Origin of the sequence: Sphingomonas sp. ABOLE, assembly GCF_003950455.1 — a bacterium.
GTDB lineage: Bacteria > Pseudomonadota > Alphaproteobacteria > Sphingomonadales > Sphingomonadaceae > Sphingomonas > Sphingomonas trueperi.
Genome location: NZ_QQWY01000031.1, coordinates 18,100 through 38,137, shown reverse-complemented (window position 1 = coordinate 38,137; position 20,038 = coordinate 18,100). Strand labels below are relative to the sequence as shown.

Sequence of the window (20,038 nt, the reverse complement as noted above, 5' to 3'; positions counted from 1 at the left end):
GGCGATCAGAAGCGCGAGAGGGTGAACCGATCCACGTCGAGCGCCCCGCCTGACGCGCCCGGGTTGAAGCAGGACAGCGCGAACTGCACCCCCTGGAAGGTGCCGGTCCGCCAGTCATAGACCAAAGGCACGGTGCCGCCGAGCGGGGTGAAGCTTCGGCCGTCCTCGCTGTACGAGAGCAATGCGGTCGCCGCGGTGAAGTCCATCTCGGTGCGCAGCCACAGCCGCAGTGCCCTGGTCGGGATCGCGGCGACGCGGATCTCGGTCTTCGGCCCGGCAGTGGTGGACTCGGTCACCCGCATCGACAGCGCGCGGCTGCCGTCGGGCTGGCCGACCAAGGCGATCTCCGCGCTGTACTTGCCGAAGGTGCCGAAGCCGCACACGTCGCCCGGCCGGATGCCGGCGGGGTCGACCACGACCTCCCCGCGCGAGCGCGGCGCCTGCCCCTTCTGCACCAGCGTGTTGCGCGCCCACCAGAACTGGTCGGCCTGGACCGCGCGCAGCCGCAGCCAACCGCGCCGGGCGGTGAGCGACCAGTAGGAATCGAGCGGATTGTGGTTCCACTGCCACTGGCGGCCGAGCGTCGCGGCGGTGAAATCGTCCGAGGCGGGCGGCTCGGTGAAGCGGCCACCCTGGATCGGCTTGCGCGCGCGATCGGGCACGCGGCCGGGCTGCTCGGGCGTGCCCCAGACCGGCCAGCCGTCCTGCCAGAAGACCGGGCTGATGTTGGTGACCCGGCCGATCGGGCCGGAATCGCGCATGACGAAGCCGACGTCCCGGCCGTCCGCCAGATCGACCAGCGCGCCCTGATGGCCGCCGGTCGTGTCGTCGATCTGTGGCTTCGTCTCCCACGGTCCGTCGAGGCTGCGGGCGCGGGAGACGGTGAGCGCCAGCTTGTTGGGGATGGCGTTGAACAGATAATACCAGCCGTTCCGCTTGAGCAGCTTCGACCCTTCCGCGCCCTTGTTGTAGTAGATCACCCGGCTGGCGGTGATCTTCGAGGCGGTCTTGTCGAGCGTGTGGAGCGTGATCGTGCCGTTGGTGCCGATCGAGGTGGCCAGATAGACCTGCCCGTCCTCGTCGAAGAACAGCGCCGGATCGAAGGCGGCGCGGTCGAGCTCGGCATAGGTCCAGGGGCCGCGCGGATCCCGCGCGCGGTAGATGCGCGTGTTCTGCCGGATCGGCGTGACCGCCAGATAATAGATGCCGGCATGGTAGCGCAGGCTGGGCGCATAGACCCCGGCGCGGTACGAGCCGCCGTCCTTGAGGTCGAACTCGGCGGCGCCGGTCAGCTTCGGAATGACGTGGCTGAGGATGTCCCAGTTCACCAGGTCGCGCGAATGGAGGATGGTGAGGCCCGGCACATTGGCGAAGGTGGTGCTGGCGAAATAGAAGTCCTTGCCCACCCGGATGATGTCCGGATCGGGATAGTCGGCATTGAGCGGCGGGTTGCGATAGGTCCCGTCGCCCTGGTCCGAGCGCCAGACCTGGGCGGAAGCGGCAGCCGGCAGCAGTGCCGCGGCGACAGTCGCGAGGAGGAGCCGCCGAATCACTGCGCCATCGGCCCGATGAGCGTGCCGACGAACCCGGTGGCTTCGTGCGTGCTGAGGAAGCGCGCGTCGAGATCGCGCTTGAGCGTGCCCTTGCTCGCGCCGCTGGCATAGTCGAATGCCATGGTGCCGCCGGTGATCCGCAGCGTCAGCGTGACCGGCGCGGTGCCGGGCAGCGGGGTCGAGGCGACCAGCTGCTCGTCGCCCTTGGCGCGGGTGTAGAGCGCCAGCGTCCGCGTGCCGCCGTTGTTGGTCAGGCCGTAGAAGAGATAGTGGAGGTCGCTCTGCACCGCCGCGAGGCCCGCGCGTTCGCCGGGCTTGGTGGGGGCATAGCGCACCGTCACGCTGACGGTGGCGTTGGCATGCTGCTGGCGGCGTCCGACGAAGCCGGGCACCTGGTTGAGATCGCCGAGCGGCGCGGGTCTGGTGATCACCAGCTCGCCGCGCTCGACCTTGTAAAAGGGCGTCTTGGGCGTGCGGATGCCGATCCATTGCATCGACAGCTTGTTGCCGGCGAAGCGGTCGACATAGCTGAAGTCGCCGCTGGTCGGCAGCCCGGGCGCGGCCTGTGCGGGCAGGTTGGGTGCCCTGGCCACCATCGGGACCGGCTTGCCGTGCGGCAGGATCATCGGCCAGCCGTCCGTCCAGGTGACGGGCAGCAGAAAGGTCTCGCGGCCGGTATTGTAGAAGTCGTCGGCATAGGGGCGCACCCCGAGGAAGGTCGCCCACCAGTCGCCCTTCTGCGTCTGCACCAGCGTGGCGTGGCCGGTGGAGGTCACCGGGTTCGGGCGGTTGGGGTCGAGGTCGCGCTGGGTCAGGATCGGGTTGCCCGCGAACGGCACATAGGGGCCGAGCAGGTCCTTCGACCGGAACACCACCTGCGAATGGTTGACGCTGGTCCCGCCCTCGGCGGCGGTGAGATAGTACCAGCCGTCTTTCCTGAAGATATGCGGCCCCTCGATCCACACCGGCTTCTTGGTGATGTCGACCCCGCCGTTGATCAGCTGGGCGCTGGGACCGACCATCTTGCCCGCGCGCCAGTCATATTCCTGGATCCAGATCGCGCGGTGGCCCTCGTAGCGGGGCGGCTCGTCGGGGGCGCGGTTGTTGACGATATAGGCCTTGTCGCCCTCCCAGGTGATCGAGGGATCGATGCCCTCGAACGGCAGCCAGATCGGGTCCGACCAGGGCCCGCGGGGGTCCTTGGCGGTGATCACGAAATTGCCTTTGCAGCTCACGCAGGTGTTGACGATGTAGAAGGTGCCGGCGTGGTACGAGATGTCCGGCGCGAACACCGCCTGCGAGGTGCGCATGCCGGTGAAATCGAGCTGGCCCGGCCGGTCGATCGCATTGGCGATCTGGGTCCAGTGGACCAGGTCCTTCGAATGGAAGATCGGCAGCCCGGGATAATGGGCGAAGGACGAGAGGACGAGATAATAGTCGTCGCCGACGCGGGTGACCGAGGGGTCCGGGTAGTAGCCGGAGAGGATCGGGTTGCGATATTCGCCGGGGCCGGGCTTGACCGACTCCATCGCATGGCCCGCATAGCGGAAGTCGCTGAACCGCGCGGGCGCCTGGGCGAGCGCGGGCGCTGCGCTCGCGCCCATCAGCACCGTCGTCGCGACGATCTTCGAAATCTTCATAGCACCCCCTCGCATCCGCTTTCGCAGGTTCGGTTTTCGCGGCCACCGTCGGGCAGCCTGCAACACCGGTAGCGCTACCATAAAGGCGTGTGCGCGGATGACCAGCCTCAACCTGCGAGGGCGTTCGCTTCAAGCCATTGCCGCAGCTCGCCCACCACCGCCTCGGGCGCCTCGACGGGCAGCATGTGCCCCGCCCCGGGCAGGATGCGGATCGTGGCGTGCGGGGCGAGCGCATGCATCGCGGCGTGCTGCGCGGGCGGCGACCAGCGGTCATGGTCGGCGGAAAGCAGCAGCACCGGGCCGGCATAGCCCGCCAGCACCGGACCGGCGTCGGCACGCCCGAGCAGCGCCGCGATCTGTCCGAGATAGGCATCGAGCGGATAGGCCTCGACCATGGCGCGCAGCGCCGGCATCAGCGCCGCGATCCGCTCCGGCGCCGCGCCCATCATCGGCGGCAGCCACCCTTCGGCAAGTGCGGCCATGCCGTGCGTGCGGGCGATCTCGATCATCCGCTGCCGCCCCGCCGCCTCGCCTTCCGCGGGCGGATGCACCCCGGTATTGGCCAGCACGAGTCCCGCAACCCGTTCCGGCGCCTGGCGCACCGCCTCGAGCGCGACCCGCCCCCCCATCGAGTGCCCGACCAGCACCAGCGGGCCTTCGGTCTCTACCAGCACCTGCGCGGCCATGTCGGACAGGGCATCGAAGCCCGGAAAGGCGAAGACCCTGCCCGGCAGCACCTCGGCCACCGGCGACCAGATCCGCGCATCGCTGAGCAACCCACAAAGATAGACGCGCTGCGGCACCGTGCTTGTCATGCGACCTCTCCTCCCAGGCGTTGTCCCGGCCGATCGAGACCTAGGAGAGGCCGCCGCCGCAGTAAACAGGCGGGCCTACACGCACGTATAGCAGCTGGAACGCCGGGCGCGCTGTACCGTTCGGCCATCATGGTTTCTCTCGCTGATGCCGAACGCCTGAAGCGCGCCGCCGCCGCTACCGCGATCGAGGAGGTGCGGGACGGCATGGTCGTCGGGCTCGGCACCGGCAGCACCGCGGCGCACGTCGTGGAGCTGCTCGCTCCCCGCGTGGCGGCCGGGCTCGACATCATGGGGGTTGCCACTTCGCGCACCACCGAAGCCGCGGCCCGCGCGGCCGGCATCCGGCTGCTGGCGCCGGACATGCTTGCCGAGATCGACCTCTGCATCGACGGGGTCGACGAGATCGATGCGCAGTTGCGCGCGATAAAGGGCGGGGGTGGCGCGATGCTGCTCGAGAAGATCGTCGCCGCGCTCGCCCGTCGCAACATCGCCATCGCCGATGGCTCGAAGCAGGTCGCGCGGCTCGGCGGCCGTGCGGTGCCGATCGAGATCCTGCCGGCCGCGCGGGGGCTGGTCGCCGCCGAGATAGCGCGCCTCGGCGGCACGGCCGAGCTGCGCCTGCGCGACGCTGCGCCCTGGGTGACCGACTGGGGCCATCGCATCCTCGACGCGCGCTTCCCCAATCTCGACCATCTACCAGCGCTCGCCCGCGCCCTTTCCGAAATCCCCGGCGCGCTCGGCCACGGCCTGTTCCTCACCGAGATCGACGCGCTCTACGTCGCCCGATCCGACGGAGTGAGCCGTCAGGAGCGGCCGATAGAGGAATAAAATTGCAGCCATTTGCGAACCCACCCGTTGCACCGCGACGAACGGAGTTGCCTGATCCATGTCCGACCTCGACCAGAAGATCCACGAAGACGGCTCGCCCGATCGCCTGGCGATCGATACCATCCGCACGCTCAGCATGGACGCGGTGCAGAAGGCGAACAGCGGCCATCCCGGCACGCCGATGGCGCTGGCGCCGGTGGTGCACACGCTGTGGAGCCAGTTCCTCCGCTACGATCCCGCAGCACCCGACTGGCCCAATCGCGACCGTTTCGTGCTGTCGGTCGGCCATGCCTCGATGCTGCTCTATGCGGTGCTGCACCTGGCCGGTGTGCGCGAGATCGATGCCGACGGTCAGCCCACCGGCAAGCCCGCAGTGAGCCTCGACGACATCAAGCAGTTCCGCCAGCTTTCCTCCAAGACCCCCGGCCATCCCGAATATCGGATGACCACCGGCGTCGAGACCACCACCGGTCCGCTCGGCCAGGGTTGCGGCAATTCGGTCGGTATGGCGATCGCCGAGCGCGCGGTCGCCGCCCGCTACAATCGCGACGGCTTCGACCTGTTCGACCATGACGTCTATGTCCTGTGCGGCGACGGCGACATGATGGAAGGCGTCTCGGGCGAAGCGGCGTCGATCGCCGGTCACCTCAAGCTTTCCAACCTCTGCTGGATCTACGACAGCAACCATATCTCGATCGAGGGCAGCACCGATCTCGCCTTCGACGAGGATGTCGGCCAGCGCTTCCAGGCCTATGGCTGGAACGTCCTCCATGTCGAGGATGCCAACGATACCGCGGCGCTGGCAGAGGCGATCGCCACCTTCCGCGCGACCAGCGACGCGCCGACCTTCATCGTCGTCCATTCGGTGATCGGCTGGGGCTCGCCCCGCGCTGGCAGCGAGAAGGCGCATGGCGAGGCGCTGGGCGAGGACAATGTCCGCGCGACGAAGAAGGCCTATGGCTGGCCCGAGGACGCGCAGTTCCTGGTGCCCGAGGGCGTCGCCGAGCGCTTCGGCGCAGCGGTCGCGGATCGTGGCAAGGCGGCGCGGGAAGCATGGGAGCAGCTGTTCGCGCGCTACCGCGAGGCCTTCCCGCGGGAAGCCGCCGAGATCGACGAGCTCCGCCGCGGCAAGCTCCACAATGGCTGGCAGCAGGCGCTGCCGAGCTTCGATGCGGACGCCAAGGGCCTCGCCTCGCGCGACAGCAGCGGCAAGGTGATCAACGCGGTCGCGCCGCACCTCCCCGCGCTGCTCGGCGGTGCGGCCGACCTTTCGCCCTCGACGAAGACCGACATCAAGGGTGCGGATTCCTTCGAGGCCGATAATTATGGCGGCAAGAACCTGCATTTCGGCGTGCGCGAACATGCGATGGGCTCGATCGCCAACGGCATGGCACTCAGCTATCTCCGCCCCTACACCGCCACCTTCCTAGTCTTCGCCGATTACATGCGCGCGCCGATCCGCCTCGCGGCGATCATGGAGCTGCCGGTGGTCTTCGTGTTCACCCACGATTCGATCGGTGTCGGCGAGGACGGGCCGACCCACCAGCCGATCGAGCATCTCGCCACGCTGCGCGCGATCCCCGGCCTCGACACGATCCGCCCGGGCGATGCCAACGAAGTCGCGGTCGCCTGGAAGGTGGCGCTCGAGCACAGCCAGGAGCCGACCGCGCTGATCCTCTCGCGCCAGGCGATCCCGACGCTGGACCGCAGCAAATATGCCTCGGCCGAGGGTGTGGCGCGCGGCGGCTATGTGCTTGCCGATGCCGAGGGCGGCGTGCCGGAGGTGATCCTGATCGGCACAGGCTCCGAGCTGCCGATGGTGGTCGAGGCGCATGAGCGGTTGACCGCCGAGGGCGTGCGCTCGCGCGTCGTCTCGCTGCCCAGCTGGTACCTGTTCGAGAAGCAGGACCGCGCCTATCGCGAATCGGTGCTGCCGCCCAACGTGATGGCGCGCGTTGCGGTCGAGCAGGCCGGGTCGATGGGCTGGGACCGCTATGTGACCAGCAGCGGTGCCATGATCACCATGTCGACCTTCGGCGCCTCCGCCCCGCTCGCCAAGCTGCAGGAGAAATACGGTTTCACCGTCGACAATGTGGTGAAGGTCGCGCGCGACGTGCTGGAGCAGGCCAAATGAGCACCGACAGCAAGCTCAAGCAGCTCCACGCAGCCGGCCAGGCCGCGTGGCTCGATTTCGTCGACCGCAGCTTCCTGCGCGACGGCGGCCTGCGCAAGCTGATCGAGCAGGACGGCCTGACCGGCGTCACCTCCAACCCGTCGATCTTCGAGAAGGCGATGGGGCATGGCGACATCTATGACGAGGGCTTCAACGCCTTCCTCGGCGCCGGCGACGCCAGCGTGGCCGACGTGTACGAAAGCCAGGCGATCGCCGACATTAAGGCGGCGGCGGCCGATCTGCGCCCGGTCTATGACCGGCTGGGCGGCCGCGACGGCTATGTCAGCCTCGAGGTCTCGCCCTATCTCGCCAACGGCACCGAGACGACGATCGAGGAGGCCCGGCGGCTCTGGGAGCATGTCGACGAGCCGAACCTGATGGTGAAGGTGCCCGGCACTGAGGCCGGTGCCCCCGCGATCCGCCAGTTGATCGAGGACGGGATCAACATCAACGTCACGCTGCTGTTCTCGCAGGAAAGCTACCAGGCAGTCGCCGAAGCCTATCTCGCAGGATTGGAGGCGCGGCTAGCTGCAGGGCAGCCGATCGACCGGATTGCGAGCGTTGCCAGTTTCTTCGTGAGCCGGATCGATATCCAGATCGACAAGAAGATCGACGCACGGGTGGCGGAAGGCGATCCTGAGAGCGACGCGCTCAAGGCACTGCGCGGCAAGGTCGCGATCGCCAATGCCAAGCGCGCCTATGCCTGGTATCTGGAGATGATCGCCAGCCCACGCTGGCAGGCACTCGCCGCCAAGGGGGCGATGCCGCAGCGGCTGCTCTGGGCGTCGACTGGAGTGAAGGACCCCGCCTATCCGGACACCCTCTACATCGACACGCTGATCGGGCCGGACACGGTCAACACCATGCCGCCCAAGACGATGGACGCGTTCCGCGACCATGGCACCGCGGCCGAGACGCTGACCGAAGGGCTGGACGAAGCGCGCCAGGTGCTGGCGGAAGCCGACCGGCTGGGCCTCGGCCTCGACGACATCACCCGCGCGCTGGTGCTCGACGGCGTGCAGCAGTTCGGCGATGCCGCCGACGCGCTGCTCGGCGCCGTGGCGGCCAAGCGCACCGCCCATCTCGGCAAGCGACTGAACGGCTTCGAGGTGCAACTTCCGGAGACGCTGGAAAAGGCGGTCGAGGAACGGCTGGAAACCGCGCGCGCCGAGGCCTGGTCGCGCCGGCTGTGGGCAGACGACGCGACGCTCTGGACCGACGGCGATGAAGCCAAATGGCTCGGCTGGCTCCCCGCCGCGCGCGGCGAGCAGGTCGACAGGGCCGCGCTCCGGCAGCTGGCGGAGCAGGCCAAGCATTTCCGCGACGTGGTGCTGCTCGGCATGGGCGGGTCGAGCCTCGGGCCGGAAGTGCTGGCGCAGATCCTCGGCAATGCCTCGGGCAGCCCAAGGCTGCACGTGCTCGATACCACCGATCCCGGCCAGATCGCTGCCGTGCAGGCGCAGATCGATCCCGCCGAGGCGCTGTTCATCGTCTCGTCCAAGTCCGGTTCGACGCTCGAACCCGAGCTGCTGCGCGCCTATTTCTTCGAGGCAAGCGGCCACAAGGGCGAGCATTTCGTCGCGGTCACCGATCCGGGTTCGAAGCTGGAAGCGACGGCGCGCGACGACGGCTTCCGCGCCACCTTCCCCGGGGACCCCGCGATCGGCGGCCGCTATTCGGTGCTGTCGGTGTTCGGCATGGTCCCCGCCGCGGCGATGGGCCTCGACGTGCCAAGCTTCTTCGAGACCACCCAGCCGATGGTATTCTCCTGCGGTGCCGACGTGCCGCCGGCCGCCAACCCAGGTGTCCGCCTCGGCGTACTGATCGGCGAGGCGGTCAGGGCCGGTCGCGACAAGCTGACCATTCTCGCCGAACCGCCGCTCGCCCCGCTCGGCGCGTGGCTCGAGCAGCTGCTGGCCGAATCCACCGGCAAGCAGGGCAAGGGCATCGTTCCCGTCGACCTGGAGCCGCTCGGCGCGCCCGAGGCGTACGGCAACGACCGCGTCTTCGTGCAGTTCGCACTGGCAGGCGCGGGCGGCGGTGCGGACTCCGCAAAGCTCGATGCGCTCGCCGCCGCAGGCCATCCGGTGGTGCGGATCAACCTCGATACCCCGCTGCTGATCGGGCAGGAATTCTTCCGCTGGGAAGTCGCAACGGCAATCGCCGGCGCGGTGATCGGGATCGACCCGTTCGACCAGCCCGATGTCGAGGACGCCAAGATCGCGACGCGAACGCTGGTCGATGCCTATGAGGCCTCGGGCGCGCTCGATCCCGAACAGCCGATCGCCGAGAATGCGGATTTCGCGCTCTATGCGAGCAAGGGCCAGTCACTCTCCGGCAGCCCCGCCAGCCTGCTCGCCGACCATTTCGGCGCGCTGGTTCCCGGCGACTATGCCGGCTTCCTCGCCTATATCGAGCGCAACGACGCCGACACCGCGGCGCTGACCGCAATGCGGGTCGCGGTGCGCGATGCGAAGCGCGTGGCGACCGTGGCCGGCTTCGGCCCGCGCTTCCTGCATTCGACCGGCCAGGCGTACAAGGGCGGCCCTGCGGGCGGCGTGTTCCTCACCATCACCCGCGATCCGGAACCGGACCTCGCCGTGCCCGGCCGCAAGGCAAGCTTCGGCACCGTCCAGATCGCCCAGGCGCGCGGCGATACCGACGTGCTCGCCGAGCGGGGGCGCCGCGTGCTGCGCGTCCATTTGAAGCGCGGCGGCAGCGGGATACAAGCTTTGCAATCGGCCGTGCTCGCGGCCCTCTGAACATCAGGAAAGGAACAGCGCGGATGCGTCTTGCGATGATCGGCCTCGGCCGCATGGGTGCGGGGATCGCGCGCCGGCTGATGGAGCATGGCCATGAGATCGTGGGCTATGATCGCAGCACCGAAGCCGTGGAAGCGATCGCCAAGGTCGGCGCCACCGCCGCCAGCTCGCTGGAAGACGTGGTCGCCAAGATGGTCGCACCGCGCATCTTCTGGGTGATGCTTCCCGCCGGCGAGCCGACCGAGACCACGGTAGAAGCGCTGATGGCGGCCGCCGAACCGGGCGACATCATCATCGACGGCGGCAACAGCTTCTACAAGGACGACATCCGTCGCGCGAAGGCCGCATCCGAACGCGGGGTCCATTATGTCGATGTCGGCACCTCGGGCGGCGTCTGGGGCTTGCGGCGCGGCTTCTGCATGATGATCGGCGGCGAGAAGGCGGCGGTCGACCTGCTCGATCCGATCTTCGATTCGCTGTCTCCCGGCATCGACACCGTCCCGCGGACACCGGAGCGGATCGACCGCGAAGGCTGCGATCCACGCGCCGAGAAGGGCTATATCCATTGCGGCGCTGCCGGTTCGGGCCACTTCGTGAAGATGGTGCACAATGGCATCGAATATGGCCTGATGCAGGCCTATGCCGAGGGCTTCGACGTGCTGAAGAGCAAGTCGTCGGAACGTCTGGCCGAGGACGAACGCTTCGACCTCAACCTGACCGACATCGCCGAAGTCTGGCGGCGCGGATCGGTGATCTCGTCCTGGCTGCTCGACCTTTCCGCCTCGGCGCTCGCGAAGGACCAGATGCTCGAGGCATTCAGCGGGCAGGTCGCGGATTCCGGCGAGGGCCAGTGGACGATCGATGCGGCGATGGAGGAGGCGGTGCCGGTCTACGTCCTCTCCGCCGCGCTGTTCGCGCGCTATCGCAGCCGCGTCGACCACACTTTCGGGGAAAAGCTGCTATCGGCGATGCGCTTCGGCTTCGGCGGCCATGTCGAGATGCCGCAATGAGCGACGCGCCGGCGGCACCCGCTGCGACGCTGGTCATCTTCGGGGCGATGGGCGATCTCGCCGCACGCCTCTTGATGCCGGCGCTGGTCCATCTGGAGCGCGACGGGCTGCTCGACGGCGACACGACGCTGCTCGGCATCAGCCACGGCGAAGGCGATGACGACGCGCTGCGCGAGAAGCTCGGCGCGTTCATCGAGGGCGACGAAGAGGCCTGGGGCCGCTGGCGGGAGCGCATCACGTACCTCCGCGGCGATTTCGGCGACGACGCGCTGTACGCAACGTTGCAGGAAGGGCTGCGGGGCAACGCCGTGTTCTACCTCGCCACCGCGCCGAGCTTCTTCGGACCGATCGGCGAGAAGCTCGGCACCAGCGGGCTGCTCGACGAAGGCGACGGTTTCCGTCGGCTCGTCGTCGAGAAGCCGTTCGGCACCGATCTCGCTTCGGCCCAGGCGCTTAACGCCCAGCTGCTCTCCCATGCCGACGAGACCCAGATCTACCGGATCGACCATTTCCTCGGCAAGGAGACGGTGCAGAACATCACCGTCGCGCGCTTCGGCAACGCGCTGACCGAGGCGGTGTGGAACAATCGCTATGTCGACCATGTCGAGATCACCTCGGCCGAGACGGTGTCGGTCGGCAGCCGCGGCAAATTCTACGACGAGACCGGCGCGCTGCGCGACATGGTGCCCAACCACCTGTTCCAGCTGCTCGCGCTCGTCGCGATGGAGCCGCCCAACAGCTTCGATGCCGAGGCGGTGCGCAGCGAGAAGGCCAAGGTGGTCGCCGCCGTCACGCCGATCCCGCCCGAGGATGCGGTGCGCGGCCGCTATCTGGCGGGCGAGGCCGGCGGCAAGGAGGTGCCGGCCTATCGCGACACGCCGGACGTTGCACCGGACAGCCGCACCGAAACCTATGTCGCGCTCAAGGTCGCGGTGGAGACGTGGCGCTGGCACGGCGTGCCCTTCTACCTGCGCACCGGCAAGGCGCTGACCGCACGCGATACCGAGATCGTCATCCATTTCCGCGAGGTGCCGCCCACGCTGTTCCGCAACACGCCGAACACCGAGCTGCCGCCCAACCGGCTGATCCTCCAGATCCAGCCGAACGAGGCGCTGACCATGGAAATGGCAGTGAAGGAGCCCGGACCGCTGGTGAAGATGGTGCCGGCCAGCCTCACCTTCGCCTATGCCGACGCGTTCGATCTCGGCCACCGCACCGGCTATGAGACCTTGCTTTACGACGTGCTGCTCGGCGACCAGAGCCTGTTCCAGCGCGCCGACCAGATCGAGGGCGGCTGGCGCGCGGTGCAGCTTTTGCTCGACGCCTGGCGCAGCGGCGAACCCGACGACTATCCCGCCGGCACCATCGGCCCCGCCTCCGCCGACGCGCTGCTGGAGCGCGACGGCCGCAGCTGGCACGAGATCGCATGAACCTCAGGCTTTTCCTTTCCGACGTCGACGGCACGCTGGTCCGCCCCGACAAGAGCCTCGGCGAACCCGTCGTGGCGGCGGTGCAGCGGCTGGTCGCGGCGGGCGTGCCCGTCTCGATCATCAGCGCCCGCCCGCCGAGCGGCCTGTTGTGGATCGCCGAGCGGCTGGGCCTCACCACCCCCTTCGGCGCGTTCAACGGCGGGACCATCGTGCGGCCCGACGGCACGATACTCTCGGCGACGCATCTCGACCGAGAGGTCGCCGCGCGCACGCTGGACTTGATCGCACGGCCGGACGTGATCCGCTGGGTATTCGCCAAGGGGCAATGGCACGCCGATCGGCTCGACGACTATTATACCCCGCGCGAGTGCGTCACCTCCGCGCAGGATCCGGTCGTCTGCACCGACTTTACGCCGCTGCTCGAGGCGATCGACAAGATCGTCGCGGTGTCGTCCGATCACGAGATGCTGGCGGCGCTGGAGGCAGATGTCGCGGCGGCGCTGGGCGACGGCGCGGAGGTCGCACGCTCGCAACCCTATTATCTCGACGTGACGGCCCCGACCGCGAACAAGGGCGACGGCATCGCCGCGCTGGCGGCGACACTGGACGTGCCGCTCAGCGACGTCGCGGTGATCGGCGACCAGTATAACGACCTGCCGATGTTCCGTCGGGCCGGGCTGTCGATCGCGATGGGCCAGGGCCCGGAGGAGGTCCGCAAGGCCGCGATGCACGTGACCGGCGGCAACGATGCCGACGGCGTCGCCCAGGCGATCGAGACGATCCTGCTGCCGCTGCTGAACGGCTAGCTGGCGTCCCGTTCGAGGATCGCCAGCGTCGCCGGATCCCGCGTGCCGCCGAACCAGCGGTCGAGCGCGGCGGCGAACAGCGGGCCCGCGCCGGCGGCTTCGAACAGCGTCAGCGACGAGCGCAGCTTTATCGCGTCGGTCTCGCCGAACACGCCCTCGGCGGTGCCGCTGGTCAGGTCCTGGAGCGCCGATACGCTGTCGCGCAGCCGGGCGCCCAGCACCGGGTGCTCGAGATAGGCGCGCGCCTCGGCCAGCGAGCCGATGGCATAGCGCTGCGCCATCGCGCTCCGGCCGAGCCCGGCGATCTGCGGGAAGACGTACCACATCCAGTGGCTGCGCTTGGCGCCGCGGCGGATTTCGGCGAGGGCGGTCTCGTAGCTCCCCTCCTGCGCGGCGACGAATCGGTCGAGGTCGTGCGGATCGCTCATTCCCGCCACCCTAACCGGTTTTGCCGCGGAGTGCGCTGAAATATGCGAGGAACATGTTCGCCATCGCATCGGACCAGGCGACGATCTCCGCCTCGCTGCGCGGCGTGGCGGAGAAGCTGGCGCCGACCTGGCTCAGCGTCATCTTGATCAGGTCGCCCGCGAGATGGCGATCGGCTTCGGGCAGGTCGGGCAGCGCTTCCTCGACAAAGGCGCGATAGACCCGCGCCGCCGCGTCCTTGGCGGCCATCGCTTCGGGCGCATCGCGATAGAGCGGCGCGGCGTCGGCCAGCGCCAGGCGGATCGCCGCCTCCTCGCATTCGGAACGGACAAAGGCATGGACCAGCTGGCGCAACCGCGCCGGCGGCGGAACCTCGCGCTGCTCCAGGATGCCAGAGAGGAGCGCGGTGGTGCGGCGCCATTCGTCCGCCTGCAGCCGGAACAGGATCGCTGCCTTGTTCGGGAAATATTGGTAGAGCGAGCCGACGCTCACCCCCGCCCGCTCGGCGACTCGCGCGGTGGTGAAACGCTGCGCGCCTTCGGCCATCAAAACCTGAACAGCGGCTTCGAGCACCGCCTCGATCAGTTGGGTCGCGCGCTGCTGTTTGGGGCGTTTCCGCGCGTGAATCGGCGGGGTTCGGGCGGCGGCCATGGGGCTCCTTGCCAATGCGAATAGGTGAAGCTGACGGATTAGTCGTATTTTGGCGGTGCCGGCAAGTTCCCGCCGGTCACCGGAGCACCCCCATGACGAATACGCTTACCAGCGCCCCCGTGGCGCCCCTGATCGCGCGCCTGTTTGACGAGGCCGAGGCAAACCCGCCCATGCTCGCCCCTGCCTTTGCCGGGATCAGCGGCGAGGAGCAGCGCCGCCTGCTGCGCAGCAAGACCGACTATGCCGAGCTCTACGCCCGGCTCGGCGACTTTGCCCTGCCCGTCTCGCCGGCGGTCGGCACCTTGCTCTACATGCTGGGCCGCGCCACGAGCGCGCGCGCCATCGTCGAGTTCGGCACCTCCTTCGGCATCTCGACGCTCCACCTCGCCGCGGCATTGCGCGACAATGGCGGCGGGCGGCTGATCGCGACCGAATTCGAACCCTCGAAGATTGCCCGCGCCAGGGCCAATCTCGCGGAAGCCGGCCTGTCCGACCTGGTCGATTTCCGCGAAGGCGATGCGCTCCAGACGCTGGCGGCGGATCTGCCCGAGACGATCGACCTGGTGCTGCTCGACGGCGCCAAGGCGCTCTATGCCGACATTCTCGACCTGCTCGAACCGCGGCTGCGCCCCGGCGCGATCCTGGTCGCCGACAATGTCGATCATTGCCCGGACTATCTCGAGCGCGTGAGCAAGGTCGCGGGCGGCTATATGTCGATGCCCTTCAACGACGAGGTCGAGCTGACGATCCGGCTGCGGTGAGCTGCGAAAAGGCCTTGCAGTCCAGTCCCTTCGCTGTCGTTATCGGCGGCATGCTGGTGTTTCTGGACTTCGAGGCCTCGTCGCTGGGCAAGCGCAGCTACCCGATCGAAGTGGCGTGGGTGTTCGAGGACGGCCGCTCGGAAGCCCATCTCCTCCGCCCCGCCCCCGACTGGGACGACTGGGATCCCGCCGCCGAGGCCATCCACCACATCCCCCGCGCGACCTTGCTCGCAGAAGGGGAAGCGCATGACGCGGTGGCGCAGCGGATGGTCGAGGTGCTGACCGACCACGATTTGCTGGCCAGCGCGCCCAGCTGGGACGGCAAGTGGCTGAGCACGCTGCTGCGCGCCGCCGGGCTGCCGCGCCACAGCCTGCGGCTGCGCGATACCGACACCGCGCGGCGCGAGGCGGCCCGGGCGGTGCTCGAACCGCACGTGCCGCCCGCGCAGCTCGACGCCACGATCGAGGACCTGCTGGTCCATGCCGACATGCGGGATCGCGCGCGCCCCGCGCACCGTGCGCTCGCCGACGCGCAGGAAGAACGCGATCGCTGGCTCGCCGTACGGGCGGCTGCGGCAGCGCACATCGCAGGAGACCAAGGATGATCCGCTCGACCCTCCTCCTCGCGGGCGCTCTGGCCGGAATGACGGCACCCGCCGCCATCGCCAGGCCGCCGCAGGATACCGCCGCCGCCCCGCTCCATGGCCGGCTGGAGGGGCCGTTCGAGCTCCAGTCCCGCATCTATCCCGGCACGGTGCGGCGCTACTGGGTCTATATCCCCGCCGGCTACGATCCCGCGCGGCCGCCCAACCTGCTGCTGTTCCAGGACGGCCAGCGCGCGACCAACCCCAAAGGCTCGCTCAAGGTGCCGGCGGTACTCGACGCGCTGATCGCGCAGGGCGCCATTCCGCAGACGCTCGGCGTGTTCGTCACCCCGGGCAACCGATCGGCGCACTATCCCGACACGCTCGGCATGCAGAACCCGGACCATCGGGTCGAGGAATATGACGCGCTGTCCGACGCCTATGCCCGGATGACGCTGGACGAACTGCTCCCCGCGGTGGCCCGGCGCTGGCGTTTCTCGGCCGATCCGAAGCGGCGTGCGGTCGGCGGCACCTCCAGCGGTGCGATTGCCTCGTGGACGCTGGCCTGGCGGCACCCCGAGGCGTTCGGCAACGTGATCAGCTGCATCGGCAGCTATACGTCGATCGGCCTCACCCTAGGCCCCGACGGCCAGCCGCGAACCTATGGCGGCGACCTCTATCCCGGACTGATCCGCAAGAGCCCGATCCGCCCCTTGCGCATCTTCCTGCAGGACGGCCGCGAGGATCTCGACAATGCGCATGGCAACTGGTTCCTCGCCAACCGGCAGATGGTGAAGAGCCTCGAATGGGCCAATGCGCAAGCCGATGCCGAGAAGCGGCCCGGCCCCCGCTACGATGTGCGCCATGCCTGGACCCCGGGCGGGCATTCGGATGCCGAGGGCGGCGCGCTGCTGCCCGAGATATTGCGCTGGATCTGGCGCGATCAGCCGGCGGACACGACCCACCGCTGATGCCCGTCCCTCGGGCAAGCGAAAGGGGCCCGGCGGTCACCGAGCCCCTCCTCTTCGTCAGAAGCTCCCGCGCAGGATGAACGAGAAGCGACGGTCGTTCATGAAGTAGGAGCGTGGCGCCAGGTCCTTCGGATCGCCCGTATAGGCCTGGGTCGTCTTGGTGATCGTATTGGTCAGGTTCACCCCCTGGACGCCCAGCTTCACGTTTTTGGTCAGGTTGACGAACAGCGAAGCGTCGAGCGTCCCCACCGGCTCGTTGAAGATCGAGAAATAGGGGAAGATCACGTCCGATGCGGTCAGCAGGAAACGCGAGCGCCAGTTATAGGCCGCGCGCACCGAGATGCCGCCCAGTTCGTAGAACACCGCCGCGTTGACATTGTGCTTGGACAGCTGCTCGAGCGGCAGGCTGCCCGACGGCGTCACCGTGGAGACGTTCGACGGTGAGCCGCCGTTCAGGAAGCTGTTGGGCAGACCCGAGCTGTCGATGAACGTATAGTTGGCCGAGATACCGAGCCCCTTCAGCGGACCGGGCAGGAAGTCATAGGTCTGCTGATAGGCAAGCTCGAAGCCCTTGATCTTGCCGGTGCCTTCGTAATTGGCAGGCCCGCGGACGAACACGTCCTTGGTCACGCCGTTGCTGGTCAGCGAGCGGTTGGTGACCTTCTGGTAGAAGAAGCCGTCGATCGCCTTGTAGAAGCCGTTGAGCGTCAGCGAGCCGACGCTGGCGAAATACCATTCGAGGCTCGCGTCGAACTGCCAGGCGGTCGCCGGGCGCAGATAGGGATTGCCCGTTGTCGCCGTCAGCTCGCCGCTGGTGCCCAGGCCGATGGTCAGGAAGTTGCGGATATTGGCGTTGTCCGGCCGCGTCAGCACCTTCGAGCCGGCCAGGCGGACCAGCAGCTTGTCCGACAGCCCGAACTTGAGGTTCACGCTGGGCAGGAGATAGCTGTAGCTGGTCTTCGCGGCGTCGAAACTGTCGAACCCCGCGCCGGCGAACTGCTGCAGCTGCGCATAGCCCGTCGGCCCGAGCGTGCAGACGCCGCCCTGCGGCTGCGGCAGGGTGCCCGGCGGTGCGTTGGGCGGCACCTCCAGCGCACAGCGATCGGCGAAGGGCTCGAGGATGTTGAGCTCCGCCTGGCTCGGCACGCCGATCCGGCCTTCCGAACGGACGTTGGTGCGGACCCAGCGCAAACCGACATTGCCCGAGAAGCGCACGCTTCCGAACAGCGTGTCCGAACCGAAGCTCGCCATGCCATAGGCCGCCGTGTCCAGCTGGCTGACCGGCTGGATTTCCGAGGGCAGATACGGCGTGCCGGCAATGGCACGCGCGCGTCCGGAGGCGGGGACCCATGTCGGCGATGCGCCGAGGCCGGTGGCGATCGCCTGGACGGCCTGGAAGTCCTTCACCGCCTGGTCATAGCCGCGGATCATGTCGCCGCCATAATAGAAGGCGCCCGGCGGGCCCCCGGTCTGGCCGCGGAAGAAGTTCGGGAAGTTGTAGCGAGTCATCATGCTCGCCGGCGTGTCGGCGAAATTGACCGGCCGCGAGCCCGACCAGGTCTCGCTCAGCATGCCCCAGTTGTAGGTGGAGTAGCGGACGGTCTGGTCGCGATCCTGGTAGCGCGCGCCGAACTTTACGCGGCGAAGGAACGAGTCCTCGTCGAACTTGTATTCCACGTCACCCTGGAACGCATATTGCGTGCCGGTGCTGTCCTCGAAATGGTCCATCGCCGCACGCCAGAACTGGAAGCGCGGATCGTTGAAATATTGCGCATCGGTGGCATTCGCGAGCGCGCTGTCCGGCGTCGACCAGTTATAGCCGAGATATTGCGGCTTGTGCGGGGTGACCGACGGGATCTTGCCCGAGATGTCGAGCTCCTGGTCGGCGAAGCTCGAGCCGAACACCGAGAAATCGAGATGCTGGCGACGCGACTTCGCGACCTGGCCGTCGAGCGTCACCGTCAGGCGATCGGTCAGATCGGTCTTGAGGCGCAGGCTCCAATCCTGGTTGAGCGTCTCTTCACGAGACTGGCGCCGCGCCAGCGACTGCTGCAGACCGCCGATCGGCACATAGGGCGACGTGCTCGGATCACCGCGCCAGCCATTGCTGGTGTTGACGATATAGCCCGACTGGAACAGCCCGTTGGCATCGTACTGGAAGTCCTGGAACTGGCCCACCGGACACTCGGCACGCGAGGTTGCCGCGCCAGCGCTGCCGTCGGCCGGGATGGTGTTCGGGCCGTTCGAGTTCTGCAGGCAACCCTTCGGATAGGTGGTGTATTCGGCGAGATCCGGCGCGGTCTCGAACGTGTACTCGCTCCACTCCTGCGTCGTGTGCGAGCGGACATATTCGGCGGTCAGCGTCGTGCGGTGATCGATCGATTCGAACTGCGCGGCCAGCGACATGCCGTCGCGCTTGCGGTTGAACTCCTGGGTGCGGAACTGGCCGCCCGCTGGCGCCACGCGCGACCGGGCGAAATCGGCGAAGCCGTCCGCACCCGCACCGCCGGCGGTGCCGCAGGGGGCATTGGCTGCCGGCAGCGTCGTCGTATCGGTCGACGAGGGCAGCGGGTTGCGGCAGACGAGCGTGCCGTCGGTGTTGGCCGCATTGACCAGCGTGTTGTCACGCGTCTGATAGTTGGCGACCTGGATGCCGTCGGAGCGGCTCTTGATCTGCGAGAAGGCGCCGCTGGCGAGCAGGCCGAAGCGGCCGATGCCGGTATCCCAGGTATTCGAGATCAGCCCCGAGATCGTCGGCGTCCACTTCTTGCGCATGTCGCCGTAATTCGCCTCGAGGCTCATCGCGGCATGCAGGCCGGTGCGATCGAACGGCTTGCGGGTGTTGAGGTTGACCGTACCGGCAAGACCGCCCTCGATCATGTCGGCGGTTGTGTTCTTGGCGACGATCACCGAGCCGAGCAGTTCGGACGGCACGTCGGCGAAGTTGAGCGCCTGCCCGCCGACACCCGCGGCGAAGGCGGTGCGGCCGTTGAACTCCGAGCGCACGAAGGTAAGGCCGCGCACCGCGACGCCCGAGCCTTCGACCGAGAAGTGATCGGGGTCGTTCGACCCGGCGAAGCGATTGATCGAGACACCCGGCACGCGCTGCAGCGCTTCGGTGACCGAGCGGTCCGGCAGCGAGCCGATGTCCTGCGAAGTGATCGCATCGACCACCGTATCGGAGTTGCGCTTGATCGACTGGGCAGTGGCGAGGCTGGCGCGGATGCCGGTGACGACGATCTGGTCCTGCTGCGCCTCATCGACCTGCGTCGCGCCGGTCTGGGGTTCCTCCGCCGCGGTCTGGGCATGGGCGGCACCCATCATCCCTGCGATGCAGAGCGCGGAGACCGAGGCGCCCCGCAAGAAAGATCCGATTTTGTTGATATTGCGCAGACGCGCACGCGATGACGACCGCATGATCCCCTCCTCCGATTTTTGGTGGCTCGTTGGCCACGACAATGTTGTCAGTATGTACAACAGATCGCCAAGCGCTTGGCAATGCTACCGCTACCATTTTTGGAAATGTTTTCGCAAACACTGTAACCTGGATGCAACAGTCGGACACCTGCCCTCTGGGGAAGGCGCGAAGGAACGTTTGACATCGCGGCGAAAATTGCCGGTAATCGCG

Annotated in this window: 15 protein-coding genes; 9 read left to right on the top strand and 6 right to left on the bottom strand. The window is 68.0% G+C overall.

The window, feature by feature from the left end:
• Window positions 1–5: 5 nt before the first annotated feature.
• The 3 genes from CA234_RS17380 to CA234_RS17370 all read right to left on the bottom strand — a co-directional run bounded on the left by CA234_RS17380 (window position 6) and on the right by CA234_RS17370 (window position 4,008).
• Entirely contained in the window at window positions 6–1,553 is a 1,548-nt protein-coding gene (locus CA234_RS17380; RefSeq protein WP_241213561.1) for a glycoside hydrolase 43 family protein, read from the bottom strand.
• Complete coding sequence (locus CA234_RS17375; protein WP_125976412.1) at window positions 1,550–3,193, bottom strand: glycoside hydrolase family 43 protein; 1,644 nt, start codon at window positions 3,191–3,193, stop codon at window positions 1,550–1,552. Before CA234_RS17375 ends, CA234_RS17380 begins: the two co-directional genes overlap by 4 nt.
• Before the next feature lie 107 nt (window positions 3,194–3,300).
• A complete protein-coding gene (locus CA234_RS17370) occupies window positions 3,301–4,008 on the bottom strand; it encodes an alpha/beta hydrolase (protein ID WP_125976410.1) in 708 nt (235 codons plus the stop codon).
• Window positions 4,009–4,137: 129 nt separating this feature from the next.
• Here CA234_RS17370 and rpiA point away from each other — a divergent pair, with 129 nt between their 5' ends.
• The 6 genes from rpiA to CA234_RS17340 are packed head-to-tail and all read left to right on the top strand — an operon-like array spanning window position 4,138 to window position 13,017.
• On the top strand, window positions 4,138–4,836 hold the full coding sequence (gene rpiA / locus CA234_RS17365; protein ID WP_125976408.1) for a ribose-5-phosphate isomerase RpiA: 699 nt from the start codon (window positions 4,138–4,140) through the stop codon (window positions 4,834–4,836).
• Window positions 4,837–4,894: 58 nt separating this feature from the next.
• A complete protein-coding gene (tkt, locus tag CA234_RS17360) occupies window positions 4,895–6,970 on the top strand; it encodes a transketolase (protein WP_126002337.1) in 2,076 nt (691 codons plus the stop codon).
• The gene (locus CA234_RS17355) at window positions 6,967–9,771 is read left to right on the top strand and encodes a bifunctional transaldolase/phosoglucose isomerase (protein WP_126002336.1); all 2,805 of its coding nucleotides are present in this window, start codon (window positions 6,967–6,969) and stop codon (window positions 9,769–9,771) included. The genes tkt and CA234_RS17355 overlap by 4 nt, the downstream gene beginning before the upstream one ends.
• Window positions 9,772–9,794: 23 nt before the next feature.
• Window positions 9,795–10,781: a phosphogluconate dehydrogenase (NAD(+)-dependent, decarboxylating) gene (gene gnd / locus CA234_RS17350; protein ID WP_125976403.1), complete on the top strand. Its 987-nt coding sequence runs from the start codon at window positions 9,795–9,797 to the stop codon at window positions 10,779–10,781.
• Window positions 10,778–12,211, top strand: coding sequence for a glucose-6-phosphate dehydrogenase (gene zwf / locus CA234_RS17345; RefSeq protein ID WP_125976401.1), 1,434 nt, complete (start codon window positions 10,778–10,780; stop codon window positions 12,209–12,211). The genes gnd and zwf overlap by 4 nt, the downstream gene beginning before the upstream one ends.
• The gene (locus CA234_RS17340) at window positions 12,208–13,017 is read left to right on the top strand and encodes a Cof-type HAD-IIB family hydrolase (protein ID WP_126002335.1); all 810 of its coding nucleotides are present in this window, start codon (window positions 12,208–12,210) and stop codon (window positions 13,015–13,017) included. The genes zwf and CA234_RS17340 overlap by 4 nt, the downstream gene beginning before the upstream one ends.
• Here CA234_RS17340 and CA234_RS17335 read toward each other — a convergent pair.
• Both CA234_RS17335 and CA234_RS17330 read right to left on the bottom strand, forming a co-directional pair.
• A complete protein-coding gene (locus tag CA234_RS17335; RefSeq protein WP_126002334.1) occupies window positions 13,014–13,445 on the bottom strand; it encodes a DUF1810 domain-containing protein in 432 nt (143 codons plus the stop codon). The genes CA234_RS17340 and CA234_RS17335 overlap by 4 nt on opposite strands.
• Before the next feature lie 10 nt (window positions 13,446–13,455).
• Window positions 13,456–14,094 (bottom strand): TetR family transcriptional regulator, encoded by a 639-nt coding sequence (locus CA234_RS17330; RefSeq protein ID WP_126002333.1) that lies wholly within the window; start codon window positions 14,092–14,094, stop codon window positions 13,456–13,458.
• 92 nt (window positions 14,095–14,186) lie between these two features.
• Here CA234_RS17330 and CA234_RS17325 point away from each other — a divergent pair, with 92 nt between their 5' ends.
• The 3 genes from CA234_RS17325 to CA234_RS17315 are packed head-to-tail and all read left to right on the top strand — an operon-like array spanning window position 14,187 to window position 16,410.
• Entirely contained in the window at window positions 14,187–14,855 is a 669-nt protein-coding gene (locus CA234_RS17325; protein ID WP_125976393.1) for a class I SAM-dependent methyltransferase, read from the top strand.
• Window positions 14,856–14,905: 50 nt separating this feature from the next.
• Window positions 14,906–15,460 carry a transcriptional regulator gene (locus CA234_RS17320; RefSeq protein WP_125976391.1) on the top strand — a complete coding sequence of 185 codons (555 nt, stop codon included), beginning with the start codon at window positions 14,906–14,908 and terminating at the stop codon, window positions 15,458–15,460.
• Entirely contained in the window at window positions 15,457–16,410 is a 954-nt protein-coding gene (locus CA234_RS17315) for an alpha/beta hydrolase-fold protein (RefSeq protein ID WP_125976389.1), read from the top strand. Before CA234_RS17320 ends, CA234_RS17315 begins: the two co-directional genes overlap by 4 nt.
• Before the next feature lie 57 nt (window positions 16,411–16,467).
• On the opposite strand, the gene CA234_RS17310 is transcribed toward CA234_RS17315, so the two are convergent.
• On the bottom strand, window positions 16,468–19,773 hold the full coding sequence (locus CA234_RS17310; RefSeq protein ID WP_346962742.1) for a TonB-dependent receptor: 3,306 nt from the start codon (window positions 19,771–19,773) through the stop codon (window positions 16,468–16,470).
• Window positions 19,774–20,038: the final 265 nt, after the last annotated feature.